General features: G+C 67.7%; 18 protein-coding genes. 9 read left to right on the plus strand and 9 right to left on the minus strand.

The features are described from left to right. Positions 1–31 precede the first annotated feature (31 nt). Together ACFXHA_RS18940 and ACFXHA_RS18945 are read left to right on the plus strand one after the other, a co-directional pair. The gene (locus ACFXHA_RS18940) at positions 32–2,347 is read left to right on the plus strand and encodes an AAA family ATPase (RefSeq protein WP_379358385.1); all 2,316 of its coding nucleotides are present in this window, start codon (positions 32–34) and stop codon (positions 2,345–2,347) included. 123 nt (positions 2,348–2,470) lie between these two features. Then, the gene (locus ACFXHA_RS18945) at positions 2,471–3,790 is read left to right on the plus strand and encodes a hypothetical protein (protein WP_379358387.1); all 1,320 of its coding nucleotides are present in this window, start codon (positions 2,471–2,473) and stop codon (positions 3,788–3,790) included. A gap of 28 nt (positions 3,791–3,818) precedes the next feature. On the opposite strand, the gene ACFXHA_RS18950 is transcribed toward ACFXHA_RS18945, so the two are convergent. The 5 genes from ACFXHA_RS18950 to ACFXHA_RS18970 all read right to left on the minus strand — a co-directional run bounded on the left by ACFXHA_RS18950 (position 3,819) and on the right by ACFXHA_RS18970 (position 8,278). Continuing rightward, entirely contained in the window at positions 3,819–5,180 is a 1,362-nt protein-coding gene (locus ACFXHA_RS18950) for a DUF5933 domain-containing protein (protein WP_379358389.1), read from the minus strand. Between the two features lie 160 nt (positions 5,181–5,340). Beyond that, positions 5,341–6,489 (minus strand): glutamate--cysteine ligase, encoded by a 1,149-nt coding sequence (locus ACFXHA_RS18955; RefSeq protein ID WP_379358391.1) that lies wholly within the window; start codon positions 6,487–6,489, stop codon positions 5,341–5,343. 18 nt (positions 6,490–6,507) lie between these two features. After that, positions 6,508–7,176: a superoxide dismutase family protein gene (locus ACFXHA_RS18960; RefSeq protein ID WP_379358393.1), complete on the minus strand. Its 669-nt coding sequence runs from the start codon at positions 7,174–7,176 to the stop codon at positions 6,508–6,510. A gap of 129 nt (positions 7,177–7,305) precedes the next feature. Beyond that, positions 7,306–7,893 (minus strand): LytR C-terminal domain-containing protein, encoded by a 588-nt coding sequence (locus ACFXHA_RS18965; protein ID WP_379358395.1) that lies wholly within the window; start codon positions 7,891–7,893, stop codon positions 7,306–7,308. Between the two features lie 43 nt (positions 7,894–7,936). Further along, positions 7,937–8,278 (minus strand): DUF3263 domain-containing protein, encoded by a 342-nt coding sequence (locus tag ACFXHA_RS18970; RefSeq protein ID WP_379358397.1) that lies wholly within the window; start codon positions 8,276–8,278, stop codon positions 7,937–7,939. 217 nt (positions 8,279–8,495) lie between these two features. On the opposite strand from ACFXHA_RS18970, the gene ACFXHA_RS18975 reads away from it, so the two are divergent. From ACFXHA_RS18975 to ACFXHA_RS18985, 3 genes are read left to right on the plus strand one after another with little or no spacing between them, the layout of a single operon-like run. After that, positions 8,496–9,119 carry a peptide deformylase gene (locus tag ACFXHA_RS18975; RefSeq protein WP_379358399.1) on the plus strand — a complete coding sequence of 208 codons (624 nt, stop codon included), beginning with the start codon at positions 8,496–8,498 and terminating at the stop codon, positions 9,117–9,119. Between the two features lie 9 nt (positions 9,120–9,128). After that, a complete protein-coding gene (locus ACFXHA_RS18980) occupies positions 9,129–10,079 on the plus strand; it encodes a GNAT family N-acetyltransferase (protein ID WP_379358401.1) in 951 nt (316 codons plus the stop codon). A gap of 51 nt (positions 10,080–10,130) precedes the next feature. Continuing rightward, complete coding sequence (locus tag ACFXHA_RS18985) at positions 10,131–10,946, plus strand: exodeoxyribonuclease III (protein ID WP_379358403.1); 816 nt, start codon at positions 10,131–10,133, stop codon at positions 10,944–10,946. Positions 10,947–10,952: 6 nt separating this feature from the next. On the opposite strand, the gene ACFXHA_RS18990 is transcribed toward ACFXHA_RS18985, so the two are convergent. The 4 genes from ACFXHA_RS18990 to ACFXHA_RS19005 form a co-directional block, all read right to left on the minus strand. Further along, positions 10,953–11,591, minus strand: coding sequence for a hypothetical protein (locus ACFXHA_RS18990; protein ID WP_379359569.1), 639 nt, complete (start codon positions 11,589–11,591; stop codon positions 10,953–10,955). A 110-nt stretch (positions 11,592–11,701) separates the two neighbouring features. Continuing rightward, a complete protein-coding gene (locus ACFXHA_RS18995; RefSeq protein WP_379358405.1) occupies positions 11,702–13,528 on the minus strand; it encodes an acyl-CoA dehydrogenase in 1,827 nt (608 codons plus the stop codon). A 158-nt stretch (positions 13,529–13,686) separates the two neighbouring features. Further along, positions 13,687–14,640, minus strand: coding sequence for an oxygenase MpaB family protein (locus ACFXHA_RS19000; protein WP_379358407.1), 954 nt, complete (start codon positions 14,638–14,640; stop codon positions 13,687–13,689). Positions 14,641–14,741: 101 nt separating this feature from the next. Beyond that, entirely contained in the window at positions 14,742–16,661 is a 1,920-nt protein-coding gene (locus tag ACFXHA_RS19005) for an acyl-CoA dehydrogenase family protein (protein ID WP_379358409.1), read from the minus strand. A 155-nt stretch (positions 16,662–16,816) separates the two neighbouring features. On the opposite strand from ACFXHA_RS19005, the gene ACFXHA_RS19010 reads away from it, so the two are divergent. The 4 genes from ACFXHA_RS19010 (at position 16,817) to ACFXHA_RS19025 (ending at position 22,442) form a co-directional block, all read left to right on the plus strand. Continuing rightward, positions 16,817–17,443, plus strand: coding sequence for a TetR/AcrR family transcriptional regulator (locus tag ACFXHA_RS19010; protein ID WP_379358411.1), 627 nt, complete (start codon positions 16,817–16,819; stop codon positions 17,441–17,443). A 94-nt stretch (positions 17,444–17,537) separates the two neighbouring features. Then, a complete protein-coding gene (locus ACFXHA_RS19015) occupies positions 17,538–18,743 on the plus strand; it encodes a homogentisate 1,2-dioxygenase (RefSeq protein ID WP_379359571.1) in 1,206 nt (401 codons plus the stop codon). A gap of 44 nt (positions 18,744–18,787) precedes the next feature. Then, on the plus strand, positions 18,788–19,966 hold the full coding sequence (gene fahA / locus ACFXHA_RS19020) for a fumarylacetoacetase (protein WP_379358413.1): 1,179 nt from the start codon (positions 18,788–18,790) through the stop codon (positions 19,964–19,966). 124 nt (positions 19,967–20,090) lie between these two features. Next, positions 20,091–22,442, plus strand: a complete 2,352-nt coding sequence (locus tag ACFXHA_RS19025; protein WP_379358415.1) for an MMPL family transporter — start codon at positions 20,091–20,093, stop codon at positions 22,440–22,442. The last annotated feature ends 16 nt before the right edge of the window (positions 22,443–22,458 follow it).

A 22,458-nucleotide genomic window follows, 5' to 3' on the forward strand; every position in this document is an offset into this window, starting at 1 on the left:
GTCGGGCGGTCGGCACAGGCAGAATTGACGGGTGCCGGAAATCAAGCTGACCGCTCGCCGGAATTCCGCCGGTGGGGACGCCCGCTGGGGATTGGTGCGCTTGCACCCGGAAGTCCTGATGGCGCTGGGCCTCACGCCCGGCGCGGGCATCACGCTGATCGGTGGTCGGCGCACGACCGCGGTGGTCGGGGAGTTCCGGCCGACCCAGCACCTGGGCCCGAAATTCGCCCTGCTCGACGAGGTGACGTTGAGCAACGCGAAGGTACGCGAGGACGAGGCGGTGACGATTCTCCCGGCCTTCGAATCAGATGCTCGGCAGGTCACCGTCTCCGGCTCGGCGCTGGCCGGGACGATTCCCGCGGCGACCTTGCGCCAGGCCCTGCTGGGCAAGGTGGTGACCGTCGGCGACAGTGTGACCCTGCTGCCGCGCGACCTGCTGCCGGGTGACAATCCGGCGGCCGCGCGAAAGGCCCTGACCGGCTTGCGAATCGCGTGGACCTCGGAGGTGTTGCGGGTCACGGCCACCGATCCGCATCCCGGTCCCGTGACGATCCGGCCGAGCACCTCGGTGACCCTGGGTATGCCCGGCGGCGTCACCGATACACCGCACGGGCTGCTCGACGACGTGCCCCGGGTGTCGCCGGGCATCGTGGCCGAGCGTCCCGGCCCGGCCGACACGGCGGGCGCGTCTGCCCTGGACACGCCCGAACCCGCCAAGCCCGAACCGAAGCTGGCGGATCTGGCCGGGGTGCAGGCGCAGGCCGCCAAACTGACGGAGTGGCTCAAGCTCTCGCTCGATGAGCCGAACCTGTTGAAAACCCTTGGCGCTTCCCCGCATCTGGGCGCGTTGATCACCGGCCCGGCGGGCGTCGGCAAGGCGACGCTGGCGCGGGCGGTCGCGGGTCACCACCGGGTGGTGGAGCTCGACGGCCCGGCAGTGGGGTCCTTGGAGAGCGGCAGCCGCTTGCTCGAGGTGTCCAATCGGGTGACCGAGATCTGTTCCGGTGCGGGCGGAATCCTGCTGATCACCGATATCGACGCCCTGCTGCCCGATACTCCGGAGCCGGTGGCCGCGCTGATCCTGGATCAATTGCGCTGCGCCATAGCGCGTCCGGCGGTCGCGGTGCTGGCGACCACGTCCAACGCGGTGGGCATCGATCCCCGGTTGCGTGCGCCGGAGCTTTTCGACCGTGAGGTGTCGCTGCCGCTGCCGAACGGCGCGGTGCGCGCCGCCCTGCTGGAGCGGTTGCTGCGTGACGCCCCGGCCGACGGCCTGAAGCTGGACGAGATCGCCGCGCGCACACCCGGATTCGTGGTGTCGGACCTGGCCGCGCTGGTGCGGGAGGCGGCGCTGCGGGCGGCGGCGCGGGCGAGCCGGGAGCACGAGGAAACCGGGCATGAGGTGCCTCCGGTTTTCCTGCAGGAGGATTTGACCGGGGCGCTGGAGGTGATTCGCCCTTTATCGCGGTCGGGCTCCGCGGAGTTGGCTATTGGCAACACGAGTCTTGACGATGTCGGCGGCATGGGCGAGACCAAGCGGGCTCTCACGGAGGCGGTGTTGTGGCCGCTGCAGCATCCGGATTCGTTCGCGCGCCTCGGTATCGAGCCGCCGCGGGGCGTGCTGTTGTACGGCCCGCCGGGCTGCGGCAAGACCTTCCTGGTGCGGGCGCTGGCCGGCACCGGCCAGTTGAGCGTGCACGCGGTGAAGGGCGCGGAGCTGCTGGACAAGTGGGTGGGTTCTTCCGAGCGGGCGGTGCGCGAATTGTTCCAGCGGGCGCGGGATTCCGCGCCGTCGCTGATCTTCCTGGACGAGGTGGACGCGCTCGCGCCGCGGCGTGGGCAGTCGAGCGATGCGGGGGTGACGGATCGGGTGGTGGCGGCCTTGCTGACCGAGCTCGACGGTGCGGAGCCGTTGCGCGATGTGGTGGTGGTCGGCGCCACCAACCGGCCCGAGCTGATCGATCCGGCGGTGCTGCGGCCCGGACGGCTGGAGCGGCTGGTTTTCGTGCCGCCGCCGGATGCCAAGGCGCGGGCCGACATTCTGCGCAACCTGGTGCGGCGTACGACGGCGAAGTTCACCTCCCTGACTACGGACACCAAGCTGATGCGGCTGGCCGAGGACCTGGAGGGCTATTCGTCGGCCGACTGCACGGCCTTGCTGCGGGAGGCCGCGCTGGCCGCGATGCGCCGCGATATCGATGCCGGGGAGGTGCGGGCGGAGGACATCGCGGCCGCGCGGAAGGCGGTGCGGCCGTCGCTGGATCCGATGCAGGTGGAGTCGCTGCGGCGCTATGCGGAGGTGCGGGAGTCGGCCGGGCAGGCGGGCGATCCGTCCGGATATGTCTGATCGCCGAAGCCAATAACGGACCGATAAGTCTTATTTGGCGTCAACTTCCCAGAGTTAGCGGAATATTCGCAAAATAGGCGAGTCGAACCGATCGGTCCGAGTATCGGCGGTAACTTTGCGCAGGTGAGGTCGTATCAGGTCGCCGCGGAGACGATCACCGCGCTCGTCGCCGCAACGGTTGCTGGTCTTGCACTGGCCTTGCCGATCGACTTCGGCTGGACCTCGAAGACTTCCGCGCTGCAGCTGGATCTGCTGTCCTACAGCCTGCCCCGTGCCATCGCGGCGGGCGTCCTGGTCGCCATGATCGTCGCGGTGCTCATCACCACCCTCGGCAGCCCCAAGGTCGCCTGGGGCACCACGCTGGGCGGCCTGCTGGCGCTGCTGTGCAATCACCTGCTCGGGCATGCCTCCGATCCGCATTCCTCGCTGTCCACCATGAATTTCATCGATTCACTGGCGGGCGGACTGGTGCTGGGCGCGATGGGCGCGGCGGTGCTGCATCATCGGCTGCCGGCGTTCGGGTGGACGCTGGGCATCCTGATCAGCCTGCTGCTGGGTTCGGTGAATCCGGTGCCGCGGGTGGGCGGCAGCCTCGACGATTCGTCCATCGTGCACTGGCACGCCACCGATATGCCGCCGATCTGGATGATCGTGCTGGCGCTGGCGCTGGCCGCCTACGGCTTCCTGACCAATCGCAATCGCCCGGTCGCGCAACGACTGTCGATCGAACTGCCGCTGACCCCGATCCTGGCGGGCGTGGTGCTGGTGCTGGTGACCTTGGCCAGCGCGGAGTGGCTGGCCCGGCACGGGGACAGCGTGGCCGGTATCGGATTGGCGGTGGTGACCGCGGTGGGCACCGCGCTGATCGCGGCCATGCTGCTGCCGGGCCGCGACGGTGAGATCGTGCTGCTGGCCGTGGGACTCAGTGCGGTGGGCAGCGCGACCATCGCGGCGCAACTGCCGGCGTGGTCGATTCCATTGCTGGTGGCGGTGACCGCCTTCGGCATGTGGACCGGCAGCAGGCATCCCGGGCTGATCGCCTGCTTGGCGGCGGCGATCGTGGTGGGCCTGACCACGGCGCTGACCTCGGACACCGATTGGGCGGTGCTGGTTGTCGGCGGTGCGGCGGCGGTGTCCTGGCTCATCGGTTTCGGGCTCACCTCGGCCCGGCCGCGCTATGTGCCGAGCCGGGTGCTGGGCACCTCGGTGATCTTCGTGCCGTCGGCGGTGCTGGGCATGCGCGACTATGTGGCGCGCGGCGACTACGCGGTGCAGTCGCGGGATCACCCGCTGATGTGCACGGTGTCCTCGGGCAATACCGCGACGCCCGCCTGGACCTCGATGCTGGTGGCCGCGGGCTGTCTGGCCGGGCTGATGCTGTTGCGCCGCAATCGCGCGCTGCCCGCCGCCCCGGCCGCCGCCGAGCCGGAGTCCATCGACTGAAAGCAGCCGGCGTCCACCGACTGAAAGCTCAGGCGCGTACGGCGTTTTCGAGCCGGTCGGCCGCGACCGCGGGCTGCGCGAACCAGGTCCGGTAGAAGGCCGTCACGAACGCGGCGAGCAGGCCGAGCACCAGCGCGCCCGCCGGGGCGGGATGTTCGGCGAACCCGGCCGAGAGGTACCGGTAGGACAGCAGCAGTCCGGCGAAGAGCACGGCCCCGCTGGCAACGAGGCGGATGCGGGTGGCGTCCCAGCCGCGTTCCGGTGCGCGCAGCGCGGATTCGATGGTCAGGCACAGCACCGCACCGGCGACCAGGTCCGCGCCGTAGTGGTAGCCGAAGCCGAGGGTGGCCGACAGCGTAGCGATGAGCCAGAACGCGCCGCCCCAGCGCAGCCACGCCGGTGCGGGCGCGCCGGTGCTGGGGTCGCGGCGGGAGTGGATGAAGATCGACAGCGCCCACGCGGTGTGCAGCGACGGCATGCAGTTGCGCGGCGTGTAGTGGTCGAAGGCGATCGACCCGGGCGAGAGGTCCACCGGCGGTATGACATTGGGCCAGTACTGGCCGAGGGAGAAGGCGTGCCCGTCCGCGCCGTAGGCGAAGATCGGTCCGACGACCGGGAAGATCACGTAGAAGATGGGCCCGATCAGCCCGAGCACGAGGAACGTGCGCACCAGGTAGTGCCGGGGCCAGACGCCGGTCTTCACCACATTGCGCAGCTGCCAGATGGTCACGATCATCGCGCCGAGCGGCAGTTCGATGTAGACCCAGTGCAGTACCGACGAGGCGATGGGGCTGAGCCAGGCCAGCAGCTGACCCATCATCCAGGACGGGTCGCCGAGCGCGTGGTCGACGAGCACAATGTGCTCGTCGAGGACGCGGGGCCCGGCCAACACGGTGATGCCCAGCCAGACGTCGGCGACCTTGCTGGAGAGCACCAGCAGGATGCCGAGGGCGCCCGCGTGCAGGGCGTTGGCCCGTTCGGCGCCCTGCCATTTCCACAGTGCCAGTGCCAGAATCGCGATCAGGACCAGGACCGGGCCGTTGCCCATGGCGAGCGGTCCGCCGTTGAGGGTCCGAATCCCTTGGTAGACAAGGTCGATGCCGAGTGCCGCCGCGACCGCGATGCCGCGCCGCCGCCAGGACAGCCCGATGAGGGCGAGTCCGAGTCCGGCCCAGGGCACGGTGAAGGATTTGGCATTACCGGCGAAGTCGTCCCAGATGCTCTCGACGGGGCCGACGAAGTGGTGCCGGGCGGCGACGAACTGCAGTGCGAGGAGCAACAGCGCACCGGCGGCCAGCGCGGCGGTGATTCGAGTGCGCGGCGACGGCGTCCACATTCCCAGGCGGCGTGCGGCACCGCCGGATCGGGAGCGCGGGTCGTCGAGCAACATCCAGCCATAGTAAACGCCGCATGAACGCCACCCCTATGCCCAGTTGAACGTGGCCTGCGACACCTGATGAACAGCCCCCGGTCAGGGCTTTATCGTCGCTGGCCACGCGTACACCGTCCGCATTTCGGCGTAACCGAAATCACAACGGTGCAAGTCGCTTTTAGTGCTCGAGTTCGTGCACCAGCGAGTCGACGACCGCCACCAGGTCGCCCTGTGCGGCGGCGGCCACCCGGCGCTGGCGCTGGTAGGACGCGCCCCGCTTGGGGATGTCGGCGACCAGTGCCAGTTCGTTCTCGCAGCCGAGGCTCTTGGCGGTCGGCTCGAGCCGGTTGAGCAGGTCCATCAGGTCGTCGGTGACCAGGCGTTCGTTGCTGGCCGCGTCGGTGATGATGATGGCGTCCAGTCCGTATCGCGCTGCGCGCCACTTGTTTTCCTGCACATGCCAGGGCGGCAGGATGTCGGGTAGCGGCTCGCCGGATTCGACTCGCCGATCCAGATCGACGATGAGGCAGTGGATCAGCGCCACGATGGCGGACAGTTCGGCCTTGGACGGGGTGCCGTCGCAGATGCGCACCTCGATGGTCCCCCACTTGGGTGCGGGCCGGATGTCCCAGTGCATGCCGCCGACCTGTTCGAACACACCGGTTTTCATCTGGTCGTGCACGAATCCCTCGAACTGACCCCAGTTTTCGAACTGGAAGGGCAGTCCGGCGGTGGGCAGCTGCTGGAACATGAGCGCCCGGTTGCTGGCGTAGCCGGTGTCCACGCCCGCCCACATGGGTGAGGAGGCGGACAGCGCCAGCAGGTGCGGGTAGGACTGCAGCATCGCGTTGAGGATCGGGAAGACCTTCTCCGGGTGCGAGATTCCGACGTGCACGTGCACGCCCCAGATCAGCATCTGGCGGCCCCACCACTGGGTGCGCTCGATGAGCTCGTCGTAATGCGCACTGCGCGTGAGCTGTTGGGCGGACCACTGCGCGAACGGATGCGTGCCCGCGCAGAACAGGTCGACGCCCATCTTGTCGGCCTCGCGCCGGACCACGTCCTGGGTGGCGCGCAGTTCGTCGACCACTTCGCTGACGGTGTCGTGTTTGCCCGACACCAGTTCGACGGTGTTCCTCAGCAGTTCCTTGGTGATCTGCGGGGTGCCGTCCCAGGCGCGCAGATCACCACAGGCCTCGAAAACGGCTGCCGCCGTGTTGGACAGGTCGCGCGTGCGCTTGTCGACGAGCGCGACCTCCCATTCCACGCCGAGCGTGGGCCGAGGCGAAGAGTTGAAGGGGACCTTCGTAGTGCCTGCCCCGGCCATGGCTCACCTCAATAGGTTTCAGGCGATGACGCCGCAGGCGATCCGAGCGCCCGCGTCGCCGGTCGCGAGGGTGTCCGCATCCGGTGCGGGCGCGTACCGAGTGGGAATGTTGCCGAAGTTGTCGGCACCCGCGTGGATGATCAGGGCCTTGCCCTTGATCTCGTCCAGCGTGACGGAATCGGTGGTGGTGGTCAGCGTGGCGGTGCCGTCCTTGAGCACCTCGAGCGAGGTGAGGTCACCGCTGGAGGGGTGCATGCCGGACTCGCCGACCTGCAGATGGCCACCGGCGGAGAGGAAGTCACCGGTCGCGCCGCCCGCGGGCGGCGCGGAGTTGGCCTCGCACTTGCCGACCGAGTGGATGTGCAGACCGTGGAAGCCCTGCTTGAGACCGTGCGCCGAGATGATGACCTCGAGGTGACCGCTCTTGCTGGTGAAGGTGGCGGTACCGACGGCCTGACCGTTGGAGTCCTTGAGGGTGGCCGAGACCGAATCCTTCGGCTCGGCGGCATTGCCGAGTCCGCCGGTGCTGCCCGCGGGGGCAGCCGAGCTGGTGAAGACGGCCGGGTTCGTCCCCTTGACGTCACTCGATTCCTGGCTGTTCGAGCACGCGGTGAGGCCGAGAGCGGCGACCGCGAGCACCGGAGCAACAGTCCACCAAGACGGGCGACGAGTCGAGGACGAGGCCATCGGGGAACTCCTTTACGAGTCCGAGTTTATCGGAAAGCAGGGTGGACATAGTTCGTACCGGACAAGATGATGCCAGAGCCACGTGCACATCCCGTGGAGGGGCCATCGTGGTGTTCTGTCGTCCCGTACTCAGTTACCCGTGACGATGACGATGACGCCGGCGGGCGAGTCCGCGATTCCGGGGAACCGAGGTTCGGCCGAGCAGCCCAGTTCCGCGGCGATGGCCTGGGCCAATGCCTGTTCCTTGGGCGAACTGCCGTAGTACACGGTGGTTTTCGGGATGACACCGTTCGGGTAGTTGCCGACCTCGGCCACATTGAAACCCTCACCGGCGAGCTGATCCCCGGTCTTCTTGGCCAGTCCGGCAACCGTGCCGTTGTTGTAAACCCGTACGGGCAGGGCCTTGTCGACGCCCGCCGCCGCCGTGGTGGTGGGCGCGACCGTGGTGGTGGTCGGCGCGGGGGTGGTCGTGGCCGCTGCCGTTGTGGTCGGCACGACCGGCACGGTGGTGGTGGCCTGGGCCGAATTCTGCTGTGCCGCAGTGGTGCTGGGTGCGGCGCTGCCGGACTGCGAGCTGGTGGTAGCGCTCGCGTCGGAGGAATCCGAGCTCGACAGCGACATCGCGCCGATCCCCGCGAACACGATGGCCAGCGCGATCAGGACCATCGCCAGGGCGCGCAGCGGCGGACCGCCGGACGGCGAATTCGGGTTGCTCACGGCGTCGAGCCTAATGGGTACCGGGGTCCGAGCGCGGGATCACTCACACCTGGAAGCCGAGACGGCGTGCGGCCCTGGTCTTCTGGCGGCTGGCCCGCAGCCGGCGCAGGCGCTTGACCAGCATGGGGTCCGCGGCCAGCGCCTCGGGCTTGTCGACGACGGCATTGAGGACCTGGTAGTAGCGGGTGGCCGAGAGGTCGAAGAGCTCGCGGATGGCCTCTTCCTTGGCCCCCGCGTACTTCCACCATTTGCGCTCGAAATCGAGAATGTCGAGTTCGCGGCGGGAAAGACCGTGCGCGCCATCCTCGTCGGAGACGCCGTCGGGGCCAGCCGCAGTGATTCCGTCCTCGCTTGCGGGGACGTCTCGTGCCGCTGCGCTGTCCATAGTGCTCCCTCGCCGAGTGGTCACCAGACGAATATGGTGCTTGTGCGTCAGCGATCATTCAACCACGCGGCACAGACTTCCCGACGCGTACCACTCGGCGTGTTCTGTGACTCGAGCCTCGGCGTGTTGGTGGCCGCACGGCCCCGCCGCCGCGCGTCGCAGCCGCATGTCCGGGGGGTGATCTCTCGGATAAAGCCAGCCCAGTAGGCTGCTCACCATGGCTATTCTCCCGATTCGCATTGTCGGCGACCCGGTTCTGCACCGCGCGACCACTCCGGTCACGCAGTCACCGGAGGAGCTGGCCGAGCAGATCGCGGACATGTACGAGACCATGGACGCCGCCAACGGCGTGGGGCTGGCCGCGAATCAGGTCATCCTGAAGGACGAGGACGAGCTCTCCCCGCGCATCTTCGTCTACGACTGCCCCGACGACGTCCCCGGCGGCAAGATGGTCCGCCGCCGCGGCTGCGTGGTCAATCCGGTGCTGGTGACCTCCGAGATCCCGGAAACCATGCCGGATCCCGACGATGACGAAGAGGGCTGCCTGTCGGTGCCCGGCGAGCAGTTCCCCACCGGCCGCGCCGACTGGGCCCGGGTCACCGGCACCGACGAGAAGGGCGAGCCGGTCGATATCGAGGGCCACGGTTTCTTCGCGCGCATGCTGCAGCACGAGACCGGCCACCTCGACGGCTTCCTCTACGTGGACGTGCTGGTCGGCCGCAATGCCCGGGCCGCCAAGAAGTCCATCAAGCGAAACGGCTGGGGCAAGCCGGGTTTGAGCTGGGTGCCGGGCACCGTCCCGGACCCGTTCGGCCACGATGACGACGAAGACGACGACTGACCCACGCCGGTGACCGAACCCGAACTCCCGCCGCTCGGCAAGCGGGTGGTGATCCGCTACCGCCTGCCCGCCGGTTATCCGCAGCCGCTGACGGATGTGATCGGCGAACTCACCGCCACCGACCCGCTGACCGTGCGCACCGCCGACGGCCAGGTGGTGTCGATCGCCTGGGATCAGGTGGTGGCGTGGAAACCGGTCGGGCCCAGGCCCATTCGGACCAGCGAGATCCGCTCCCTGGAGGCGGCGGCCGCCGACGGCTGGCCGGGCCTGATGCGGTCCTGGATCGACGGCTGGCTGCTGCGCGCCGGGGACGGCTACACCAATCGCGCGAATTCCGCGGTGCCGCTGGGCGGTACGGACGGACCGGCACTGATGGATACGGACACGCTGCGGCAGCTCGGCGAGTGGTACGCCGCGCACGGCCTGCCGCTGGTGCTGCAATTGCCGGATCGCCTGGCCACCGCGCCCGCGGCGTGGCGCAGCTGGAGCGAAACCCTGGTGCTTGCCGTCGATATCGCGAATGTGCAGCTGCCGCAGGGTCCGCCGATGGTGCGGTTCACGACCGAGCCGGACGGGGCGTGGCTGTCCACGCACCGGCATCGCGGCGGTGACACCGATGTCGGCTCCACCCCCTCGGTAGAGGTGCTGACCGCGGTGCGCGACGGTGAAGTCACCTTCGCCACACTGGGTTTGCCGACGCCGCTGGCCATCGGCCGGGCCGCGCTCACCACCGCGCCGGACGGCCGCAAATGGGTGGGCCTGACCTGCGTGGCGGTGGCGGCCGGGCATCGCCGGCACGGGCTGGGCGCGCTGGTGTGCGCGGAGATGATCCGGTGGGGGCAGACGCGGGGCGCGACGCACGCGTACGTGCAGGTGTCGGACGACAACGACGCGGCGCAGGCGTTGTATGGGGAGATGGGTTTCGTGGAGCACCACCGCTACCGGTACGCCGCGCCCTAGATTTTTCGATTCCGCTTTGGATAGACCCTCTTGCTGAAAGGTTCACCGCTCGTGCGCATCGCTACCTGGAACGTGAATTCGATTCGCACCCGGCAGGATCGGGTGCTGGCCTGGCTGGACCGCACCGACGTCGACGTGCTGGCCATGCAGGAAACCAAATGCAAGGACGAGCAGTTCCCGTTCGAGGCGTTCGAGGCCGCCGGGTACGAGGTCGCGCACGTCGGCCTCAACCAGTGGAACGGGGTGGCGATCGCGTCGCGGGTCGGGCTCGACGATGTCGAGATCGGCTTCCCGGATCAGCCCGGCTTCGACAAGGACGCCGGGGAGTCGCTGCTGAGCACGCCGGTGGTCGAGGCGCGCGCGATCGGCGCGACCTGCGGCGGGGTGCGGGTGTGGAGCCTGTACGTGCCCAACGGCCGTGCGCTGGACGATCCGCACTACACCTACAAGCTGGAATGGCTTGCCGCGCTGCGCAATGCGGGCAGCAAGTGGCTCTCGGAGGATCCGGACGCGCAGATCGCCCTGGTCGGCGACTGGAATATCGCCCCGACCGACCTGGATATCTGGTCGCCGGAATTCTTCGAGGGCAAGACGCATGTGTCCGAGCGTGAACGCGACGCCTTCGAGGCGTTCGGCGAGGCGGGCTTCACCGACGTGATGCGCCCGTTCCACCCCGGCCCGGGCGTCTATACCTACTGGGACTACACCCAGTTGCGCTTCCCGCGCCGCGAGGGCATGCGCATCGACTACATCCTCGCCTCCCCCGCCCTGGCGGCCCGCGTCACCGAATCGAACGTGGACCGCGAGGAGCGAAAGGGCAAGGGCGCCAGCGATCACGCGCCCGTGGTGGCCGAGCTCGCCGAGTAGGCGTCGCTAGACCGGCCTGGTCTTGATGGCGTCGCGGGATATGAACACGTCATACGTGCCCGGCGTGGCGATCACCGCGTTGCCGTAGGCCGAGCGCACGAAAGGCTTTGTGTACCAGGACTGATTCTTCATGTCCTGGAAGAAGTCGGCGTCGCTGCCGTTGAGGAAGATCTGGTTCTGCTTGGTGGCGATGCCGTCGAGGCGCTGCCCGTAGAGCCGGGTCACCTTGTAGCCGGAGTTGAAGCCGAGCGCGTTCACCCAGGGTTCGAGTTCCACGATATTGGCCTGCAGCACCCACATATCGCCCTCGACCTGGTAGGTCTTGTGCTCGTCGGCGTGGTCCTTGTCGCCGTAGAGGGTGAGGTCCACATTCATCATGTGTTCCTGCCCCGCAATGGGTTTGGCCTCGATGTGGGCGGCCTTCACCTCCCCGGTGAGTCCGAGGAACGTCTGTAGCAGCGTGGTGATCCAGAGGATGACCACGGCCACGAGCACGAGTCCGACCGCGCCCGCCCCTCGTCCGGCGAGCACTCGCCAGCCGACCTTGCGCGCCTTGAGGACCGCCGTGATCAGAAGTGCGATCGCGCCGATGCCTAGCACCAGCAGCAGAATCTGAATCCAGCCGAAGGTTACCGGGAAGACCATGTCGTAGTTGTACCCGTTGGGCACGACACAACACAGCAGGTCACAAAACGAAGTGTGCGTGTCATTCCGGCGAGTCACGGCTCGCCGGAATGACACGCACCGGAGCTACGTCAGAACGCGGCTTCGTCCAACTTCATGATGTCGTTGTCGATGCTCTCGATCACCGTGCGCACGCCCGTGATCAGCGGGAGCTTGTTCTTCGCGAACCAGGACGCGACACCGACCTTGCCGGTGTAGAAGTTCTTGTCCTTCTCGTCCGCGCCGGCGTCCAGCGCGGCCTGCGCGATGGCGGCCTGCTCCAGCAGTCGCCACGCGATGACGAGATCGCCCACGGCGTACAGGAATCGGACCGAACCGAGGCCGACCTTGTACAGCTCGTCGACCTGCTGCTGCGAGGCGAACAGGTAGCCGGTGAGGGTGGCCGCGATGCCCTGCACGTCCTCCAGCGCGGTGCCGAGCAGTCCGCGCTCGACCTTGAACTGGTCGGGGCCGCCGTCGACGAACTTCTTGATCAGGCCCGCGACGTGGCCGAGCGCCACGCCCTTGTCGCGAATGATCTTGCGGAAGAAGAAGTCCTGCGCCTGGATGGCGGTGGTGCCCTCGTAGAGCGAGTCGATCTTGCAGTCGCGGATGTACTGCTCGATCGGGTAGTCCTGCAGGTAGCCGGAGCCGCCCAGGGTCTGCAGCGATTCGGTCAGGCTCTCGTAGGCGCGGTCCGAGCCGCAGCCCTTGACGATCGGCAGCAGCAGGTCGTTGACCTTCTCCGCCAGCTCGGCGTCGATACCGTAATTGGCCTGCGCCACATCGGCGTTCTGGTGCGAGGCGCAGTACATGTACAGCGCGCGCAGACCCTCGGCGTAGCCCTTCTGGGTGGCCAGCGAGCGACGCACGTCCGGGTGGTGGGTGATGGTGACGCGCGGCGCGGCCTTGTCGGTCATCTGGGTCAGGTCCGCGCCCTGCACGCGCTGCTTGGCGTACTCCAGGGCGTTCAGGTAGCCGGTGGACAGCGCGCCGGTGGCCTTGGTGCCTACCATCATCCGCGCGTTCTCGATGACCTTGAACATCTGCGCGATGCCGTTGTGCACGTCGCCGACCAGGTAGCCGATGGCCGGGATGTCGCCGCCGAAGGTGATCTCACAGGTGGGCGAGGACTTGATGCCCATCTTGTGCTCGACGCCGGTGACCAGCGCGCCGTTCTTGGCGCCGATGGCCATGGTCTCGGTGTCGAACAGGAAGCGCGGCACCACGAACAGCGACAGGCCCTTGGTGCCCGGTCCGGCGCCCTCGGGGCGGGCCAGCACCAGGTGGAAGATGTTGTCGGCGGTGTCGCCGACGTCGCCGCCGGAGATGAAGCGCTTCACGCCCTCGATGTGCCAGGTGCCGTCGGCCTGCTGGATGGCCTTGGTGCGGCCCATGCCGACATCGGAGCCCGCGTCGGGCTCGGTCAGCACCATGGTTCCGCCCCAGCGGTTTTCCCACGCGAAGGCGGCCCACTTCTGCTGCTGCTCGGTGCCCTCGTCGAAGAGCACCTTGTGCATGAGCGGACCCATATTGAAGAAGGAGGCCGAGTTGTTGGCGGCCACGATCATTTCCTGGATGCCCCAGATGAGGGCGTTGGGCGCGGGCACCCCGCCCATCTCCTCGGACATGCCCAGACCCGAGTAGCCCGCCTCGTTGACCGCGGCCACGGTCTTCTTCAGCGGCTCCGGCACGGTGATGGTGTGCTGATCCGGCAGGAAGACCACCGGGTTGCGGTCGGCGTCGACGAACGATTCCGCGATCGGCCCCTCCGCGAGGCGCTTCGCCTCGGCGAGCATCTCTCGAGCGGTGTCGCCGTCCAGGTCGCCGTAGGCACCCTGGTCCAGCAGTTCCCCGATACCCAGTACCTCGAACAAGTTGAACTCGATGTCTCGTAGGTTCGCCTTGTAGTGGGACACGGAAGGGCCTCCTCGGCTGAGTCTTGACTTTTCGAGCGAATCTCGAAGATCAAGGGCGAGGTTGCCGTACGCTCGTCCGGTTACGCAAGCGTAGGCAGGCCTCTTAACCCGGGAAGGCCCTTCCGACCGGCAAAAACCCCGAAATGTTAACCGCGCCGTTATGCGCTCGAGCGTGCTGAACGGCCGTACAGTTCCTTGGCCTGCGCCGGAGTGACGGTCACCGGGTTTGCGGGAACCCCGGCTCGCATGTGCTCCTCGAGCAGACGACCGGTCATCCGACCGATGAAGTGCTTGGCCACCTTCAGCTTCAACTGGTCGTTCTTCAAGGCCGCCATGGCCGCGCGGACCGCGGGCGGATAGGCGGCGTCGAGTACGCCCGGCTGGTCGAATCCGCCGGTCTCGCGCATCCATTTCGGCAGTGTCGCAATGGCCGCCGGGGCCACCAGGCGACTGCCCGCCCACAGGCTCATGCCCTTCTCACTGGGCGTGAACAGCAGGTAGTGCATGCCGCGACGGGCGCGTTCGGAGCTGCACAGCTGCGGGCGCACGCGTTCGAAGTACTCGCGCACTTCTTCGCGGGAGGTGGGGACGTCCTCGGGACGGCAGGTCTGCAGTTCGGCGGCGATGACGCACTCCCGCCAGTACTGCGCTTCCTCCTCCGGGCTCAGCGGGCCCGGGCCGTACATCTCGTAGCACTTGAGCACCGAGTGCCAGCCGGTCACATGGATCCACAGCTGCGAGTCGGGATTGTTTGCGCTGTAGCGCTTTCCACTGATCGGCTCGATGCCGGTGGCCTTGGCGTGCACCTGCATGAGGTGTTCGGACGCCTCGATCGCCATGCGACTGTCGGCGACGGCCGCGATGAGGAAGTACGCGAAGGTGTGGTCGAGCCGCCCACGCGGGTCGGCGTAGATGCCGCCGACATCGGCCACGGCCGCGGTCAGATCCGGGTCGAAGTGCTCGAGGGTGACCGCGCGCTGGAATCCGATGAGCGCGGTCGGCGCGGTCCACAACTTCCAGGTGACCGAGCCCGGGCCGAAGAAGCCGTAGTCGACCTCGCGGACGGTGCGTGCGGGTGCGTCGAACTGGGGACGCGCGGTCTTCTCAGTCATCGTGCTGCTCCTTTGCAGTGTCGATGGCTAGGCGGATCAGCCTATTCATTCACGAATGTAGCATTTGCGGGCCGGGTCGGCCCGGCCCGCAACGGTGAAGCTCAGGGATTCATTTCATAAACGCCCGCCAGGGCCGTGACCTGCTCCAACACCCGCGCGAAGCGCGCGTCGGAGGCGACCGGGCGGCGGACCAGATCGAGCGCGCGGACCTGCTGTGCCTTGGTGGCGGTGGGCTTGGTGTGCAGGGTCAGGGCGTGCTTGGAGAACTCGCGCACGAACAGGTCGAAGAGTTGATCGAGGACGGCCTCGTCGGCCCCGGCGATCTCGGCCTGCTCCAGGATCAGCTGGGCGTACGGGAGGGTGGTGAACAGCTCGCCGAGGGCGAAGAGGAAGTCCACGTCCTCCTGCTGCTGCGCGGTCGGGGTGGCGGCGGCCAGCAGGGTCTGGAAGGCGAGGGCCTGCTCCAGGAAGACCGCGACATTCGGGATGTGCGCGAACTTCTCGAAGACCGGACGCCAGTCGGTGAAGCGGATCTTGCCCAGGCCGCTGCTCGGGCCCTGCCGGAACAGGAATTCGTCGTCGGCGCTGTCGCGTCGGGTGGGCACGGGAGCGTGTGCGGCACGGGCGAATTCGGCCCGCAATGCCGGGACCGCCTTGGCGGCCGGGCCACCGGCGCGGCGGCTGGTCCAGCTCAGCGCGCCCGACACGGCGCGTACCGCTCCCTTGGGCGCGACGCCCGCACCCGGCAGGTAGCGCAGCGCGGCCAGGGCGGCGTCGGCGGGATGGAACATGAAGTTGGGCATGAACTTCAGCGACAGCGCCATATTGACGTGGACCGTGCCCTCCAGGCGCGGCAGGCCGAACATGCCGACCATGGCCATCGGGAAGTACATGTCGTTCTCGAAGCCGCGCGCCGCGATCACGTCGGCGAGGTCCTCGTACAGTTTCTGGCCGTGCCGGGTGACCGACATCTTCTCGATGGCATTGAAAAGCAGGTAGCGACGGTCGTTCTCGTTGGCGCTGCGCATGTAGTCGATGGCCCGCTCGCTGTAGAGCTTCATGCCGATCAGGCGCGCGTAGCTGTCCGCGAGCAGCGATTTCACCTGCGGGAACTCGGTCACGCGGTGCCCGAACAACATTCGATTGTGCGCGTGGTTCACCGCCTCGAACATGGCGTGCTCGCACGCGCCGACCGCACCGAAGCCGAGATTGAACTTGCCGACATTGACGGTGTTCATGGCGGCGTCGAACGCGGCCCGCCCGGTGTGCAGGATGTCGGATTCGGCGACCGGGTACTTGTCGAGATCGAAGGCGGCGACGTACATCTGGGAGTCGACGACGTTCTTGCGCAGCTTGTAGTTCTTGTGCCGGGAGTCGGCGGCGAAGAACAGGTAGCCGGAGTACTCCTCATCGGTCATCTTCCGCATGAAGTCGGCGGAGTCGATGATCGGCTTGTCGGCGCGGCGGCCGAACACCGACACCATGCCCGCGAGATTGCCGTTGCCGATGTAGTACTTGCCGCCGGTGGCCGTGTAACCGCCGCGAGGTTTCGGCTCCAACACCATGTCGGTGGAGTAGATGTCCGCGCCGTGTTCCTGTTCGGAGAGGCCGAAGGCGAAGATCTCGCCGGATTCCAGCAGCGCGGCCGCACGAGCCTTGGCCTCCTGATTGGCGCTCTGCCAGATCGGGCCCAGGCCGAGGATGGTGACCTGCCAGACGTACCAGTACTGCATGCCGTAGAAGCCGAGGATCTTGCTCATCATGGCGATGCGCGCGGTGTCCCAGCGCTTGTGCTCGTCGCCGCCCGCCTGCTCGGCCGGGGTCAGGAAGGTCGCGAAGACCCGTTCGCGCTTGATGAAGTCGAGGAAGTCCGCGTACCAGACCCGGTCCCGGCTCTCGGCCAGGAGGCGGACCTTGCCGAAGGCTTCGAAGTAGTCGACGGTGGCGCGCAGCAGTCGTGCGCTCTCCGCGTCGAACTCGGCGAATTCGCAGGTCTTCGGGTTGAACAGGGTCTGACTCATCGGGATCCATCTCCTCCGGCCGGGGGCGTCCTCGGCTCAACCGGGTGGTTTCCTACGTGAATGTAGCATTTTTGTGCAGCGCTGTAGGAAACGATCTTGTTACCCCTGCGGACCAGCCGTTCCCTCCTCCGCGCACACTGCTATCGTCGGTGCGCATGGGTACCGATTCGGCGATACGACCACGCCAGCGCGCGCGGCATCTGGGTCCCGAACGCCGGCGCCCACAGGTTCTCGACACCGCGCTGGAGATCGCCGTCGAAGACGGCATCGCCGCGGTGACCATCGCCGCCGTGGCCGACCGCATGAAGGTGACCCGGCCCGTCGTCTACGCCTGCTTCACCGATCGGGTCGAACTGCTCCAGGCGCTGATCCAGCGCGAGGAGGAATACCTGGTGGCGGGCATCCTCGATGTGCTGCCGCGCCGCCGGGTCGAGGCCGACGAGGCGGTGTTCGTGGAGGGCTTCCGCGCGCTGCTGCACACCGTGTCGCAGCGGCCCGACAGCTGGCGACTGCTGTACGGGAATCCCGATCCGGCCGTGGCGGATTCGTTCGGCAAGGGGCGGATACTCGCGGTCGAGCGCTGCACCCGCCGGCTGCGGCCGACCCTGAAGGCGTGGGGTACCGAGGCGGCCGAGCGCAAGCTGCCCGCCTTGGTCGAACTGTGGGTGTCGGCCGGTGAGGGCGCGGTGCGCACCCTGCTCACCGACCCGGGCGACTGGACCCCGGACACGTTGGGCGAGTTCATCGGAGCGGCCGTCTACCGGGCCCTGCGGCACGCCTGAGCCACGCTCGAGCACACCTGCCCGAACCAGGGCCGCACCCGCAATCCGATGGCTACGATGGGAAACGGACCATCGGTCAATGCGGGAGACGGCAATGACGTTCTATCGGCAGGTCGGTTCGGTGCCACCCAAGCGGCACACCCAACATCGGGATGCGCAAGGTCGGCTCTATTACGAAGAGCTGATGGGAGAAGAAGGCTTCTCCGGCGACTCCTCGCTGCTCTATCACCGGGGATTGCCTCCGGCCATTGTGGATTCGTCGGTGTGGGCGCTGCCCGAGCAGCGGCTGCACGCGAATCATCCACTCCGGCACCGGCATCTGAAGCTGCACGAACTGTTCCTGGGCGACAAACCCGGGGAGAGCGATGTGGTGACCGGGCGGCGGTTGCTGCTCGGCAATGCCGATGTGCGGATCTCGTATGTGGCGGCGCTGCGGGAGTCGGCGCTGTACCGCAATGCCGTCGGGGACGAGCTGGCCTACATCGAATCCGGTTCGGGCCGGGTGGAAACCGTGTTCGGGACGCTGCCCGTACGGCAGGGGCACCAGGTGCTGCTGCCGCGCGCCACCACCCACCGCTGGATCCCCGACGGGCCGGAACCGTTGCGCGCCTACATTATCGAGGGCACCGGGCATATCACTCCACCCAAGCGGTATCTCTCGAAATACGGGCAGCTCCTGGAGCACGCACCGTATTGCGAGCGGGATCTGCACGGACCGACCGAGCCCGTGAGTGCCGAGGGTGAGAATGTGGAGGTGCTGGTCAAGCATCGCCCAGCCGGTCAGATCGTCGGCACCAGCATGGTTTACGCCACCCACCCCTTCGATGTGGTGGGCTGGGACGGCTGCCTGTATCCGTTCACCTTCGATATCGCCGACTTCGAACCCATCACCGGCCGCGTGCATCAGCCGCCGCCCGCGCATCAGGCGTTCGAGGGCCAGAACTTCGTGATCTGTAATTTCGTGCCGCGCAAGGTGGACTACCACCCGCTCTCGATTCCGGTGCCCTACTACCACTCCAATGTGGACTCCGACGAGATCATGTTCTATTGCGGCGGGGATTACGAGGCGCGCAAGGGATCCGGGATCGGACTGGGCTCGGTGTCGGTGCATCCCGGTGGGTACGCGCACGGGCCGCAGCCCGGGGCCTACGAGCGCAGCATCGGCCTCGAGTTCTTCGACGAGCTGGCGGTCATGGTGGACACCTTCCATCCGTTGCAGCTGGGTGAGGGCGCGTTGGCGTGTGAGGATCCGGGCTACGCCTGGACCTGGTCGGGTCGTGGCCCGAACCAGTGGATTTGAGCGACGAGCGGAGCAGGTGGGTGACGGGGAAGGTGAACGGGGAGATGAGCAGTCGCGTGCGTATCGAGGTGCCGGAGGGTTCCGGATTCGGGCCGACCCACCTGCCGTACTGCGTGTTCCGCCCGCTGGGCGAGGAGCCGCGGGTGGGGGTGCGGCTGGGTGATTCGATCATCGATCTGGCGGTGGCGCTGGATGATCCGATGTTCCATCAGCCCAGCCTGAACGCCTTCATGACGCAGGGTCCGCAGTGCTGGCGGGAGGTGCGTGAGCGGGTGGCGGTGGCCGCCGACTCGGAGCTGCCCGCGGCGGCGGTACACGAGGTGCGGGCGGTGCGGCTGGATCTGCCGGTGGAGATCGGCGATTACGTCGACTTCTACGCCAGCCTCGATCACGCCACCGCCCTGGGCAGCATGCTGCGGCCGAACGGGGATGCGCTGCTGCCGAATTGGCGGCATCTGCCGGTGGGATATCACGGGCGCTCGGGCACGGTGGTGGTGTCGGGCACCGAGGTGATCCGACCGCACGGGCAGCGCCGGACCGATTCCGGCGCACCGGATTTCGGGCCGAGTCGCCGCCTGGACATCGAGGCGGAGCTGGGTTTCCTGGTGGGCGCGGGTTCGCCGCTCGGAACACCCATCGGGACCGGCGATTTCGCCGAGCACGTCTTCGGGGTGGCGCTGGTCAACGATTGGTCGGCGCGCGATATCCAGGCGTGGGAGGGGCAACCGCTGGGCCCGTTCCTCGGCAAGTCCTTCGCTACCAGCCTGTCGGCGTGGGTGACGCCGCTGGACGCGCTGACCGAGGCGCGGATTCCGCTGCCCGCGCAGGATCCCGAGCCGCTGCCGTATCTGCGGGACGAGGCGGCCTGGGGTCTGGATATCGAGTTACGGGTCAGTTGGAACAACCAACTGGTCTCCACTCCCCCGTTCCGGCGCATGTACTGGTCGCCCGCGCAGATGCTCGCGCACATGACCGTCAACGGGGCCTCCACCCGCACCGGCGACCTGTTCGCCTCCGGCACCATTTCCGGGGCCGAGCGCGGCGAGCGCGGGTCGCTGATGGAAATGAGCTGGGGCGGCACCGAACCCATCGAGTTGAACGGGGTGCAGCGCACCTTCCTCAACGACGGCGACGAGGTCGTCATCACGGCCACCGCACCGGCCGTCGGCGGCGGCCGCATGGAACTGGGTGAAGTGCGCGGCCGGATCGCGAAAGCTGTTTAGCCTCCACTTTTCAATGCTTCATAGCCATGAGCTATGTCCATGAGCATCGTCACTGCACCTACCGAGCGGTAGACCAGGAACGTTAACGTTCCGACCGTCTGAAGACTGTCGGAGGGTTGCGTCAATGTTGACCAGTTCTGCCCGGTTCGCCATGGCTCGCCCGCGCGCGGTCCTGGTCGCCGCGCTGTTGCTCATGCTGATCTGCGGCGGCTTCGGTGCCACCGTGAAGGACCACATGGTCGGCGGCGGCTATCTGACCGACTCGCTGGAGTCGGTGCAGGCCAACGACTTCATCACGAAGAACTTCCCCGGCGGCAATCCGAATCTCATCGTCATGGTGAGCGGCGACGGCGGCGTCAACAGTCCGGACGTGCGCGCGGAGGCCCAACGTGTCACCGACACGCTCGGCAACGACCCGAATGTGACCGGTGTGCAGTCCTATTGGACCAACCTCACCACCCGTTCCGATCTGGCCACCGCGCTGAAGAGCAAGGACGGCAGGCGCGGGCTCATCCTGGCCACGGTCACCGGCACCGACACCGATGTGCAGAACCGGGCCGCCGTGCTGTCCGCCGAGTTGAACGGCGACCACGACGGCGTGCAGGTGCGGGTCGGCGGCATGGCGGGCACTTTCGCCGATATCAACCATCAGGTCGAGAAGGATCTGCTGCTGGCCGAGGCCATTGCGGTGCCGGTGTCGGCGATCCTGCTGGTGCTGGTGTTCGGCAGCGTGATCGCGGCGCTGCTGCCGGTCGGCGTGGGGCTGTTCGCGATTGCCGCGACGCTGGGCATTCTGCGCGGGCTCACCACGGTCATGGACGTGTCGATCTTCGCGCTCAATATGACCAGCGCGCTCGGGTTGGCGCTGGCCATCGACTACAGCCTGTTCATTGTCAGCCGCTATCGCGAAGAGCTCGGCAACGGTCTCGACACCCGCGCCGCGGTCCTGCGCTCGGTGCAGACGGCGGGCCGCACCGTGGTGTTCTCCGGGCTGACCGTCGCGCTCGCGCTGGCCGCGCTGGCGGTGTTCCCGCAACCGTTCTTCAAGTCCTTCGCCTACGCCGGTGTCGCCGTCGTGGTGGCGGCGGTGGGCGCGTCGGTGCTGCTGCTGCCCGCTGCGCTCATGCTGCTCGGTGATCGGGTGAATGCCTGGGATCTGCGAAAACCGGTGCGCCGCCTGCTGGGTCGCGGTGAGCCCGCGCCGAAGCCGGTCGAGCAGACCTTCTGGTACCGGCTGGTGACCGGGGTGATGAAGCGCGCCCTGCCGGTCGCGGTGGTCGCGGCGGCGATGCTGCTGGCGCTCGGATCCCCGTTCCTGAAGGCGCATTTCGGCACGCCGGACGATCGGGTGATCGGGACGTTCGCGTCCAGCCGCCAGGTGGGTGACGCGCTGCGGCAGGACTTCAATGCCGATATGGGGTCCAGCGCGGTGGTGGTGCTGCCCGGATTCCACGGCGACGCCAAGGAAATCGGCGCGTACGCCAAGGACCTGGCCGCCGTGCCGGGCGTTGCGGCGGTGCTGTCGAGTGACGGCGTGTACGGGGTGCCGCCGGGTGCCACTGCCGTCACGAAGCTGGCGGCGGGTGTCCCGCAGATGATCGGGCCCGGCGGGACCTATCTCTCGGTCGGGACCACGGTTGCGCCGTACTCTCCTGCGGGCAAGCAACAACTCGCGGCCCTCCGTGCGGTGCCCGCACCCGGTGCGGTGCTCTTCGGCGGCGCGGCTGCCTTGAACAAGGACACCATGGATTCGGTGATCAGCCGAATCCCGTTGGCGGCCGGGCTGATCGCGATCATCACGCTGATCCTGCTGTTCCTGTTCACCGGCAGCGTGGTGCTCCCGGTGAAGGCACTGCTGCTCAACATGCTGTCGCTGACCGCCACCTTCGGCGCGATGATCTGGATCTTCGAGCAGGGCCACCTGTCGAGCCTGCTGGGCTTCACCTCGGTCGGCAGTCTCGACCTGTTCATGCCGATCCTCATGTTCTGCCTGGCTTTCGGCATGTCCATGGACTACGAGGTGTTCCTGCTGTCCCGCATTCGCGAGGAGTGGCTGGCCTCGGATCGCGACCCGGCGGCCAATACCCGGTCGGTGGCTCTCGGAGTGGCCCGCACCGGCCGGATCTTCACCGCCGCAGCGGGTTTGATGGCCGTGGTCCTGCTGGCGGTGGCCACTTCCGAGGTCGCACCCATGAAGCTCTTCGGCATCGGGCTGGCGCTGGCCGTGGTCTCGGATGCCACCATCATTCGCGGTCTGCTCGCCCCGGCGCTCATGCGGTTGATGTCCACCGGGAACTGGTGGGCCCCGAAACCGCTTGCGGCGCTGCACAAGCGGATCGGGTTGGAGGAGTCAGCGCCGGTAGCCGAGGGCGACCACGCCGGCGGCGACCAGCACCAGGACGCCGATGACGCCGAGGCCATGGCCCATGCTGTCAGCGAAGGCGGCCGGATGGTGGGCACCGTCCCCCGCGTGTGACGCCATCAGGGTGCCG

The sequence above is a fragment of the Nocardia sp. NPDC059240 genome, assembly GCF_042753865.1.
Lineage (GTDB): Bacteria > Actinomycetota > Actinomycetes > Mycobacteriales > Mycobacteriaceae > Nocardia.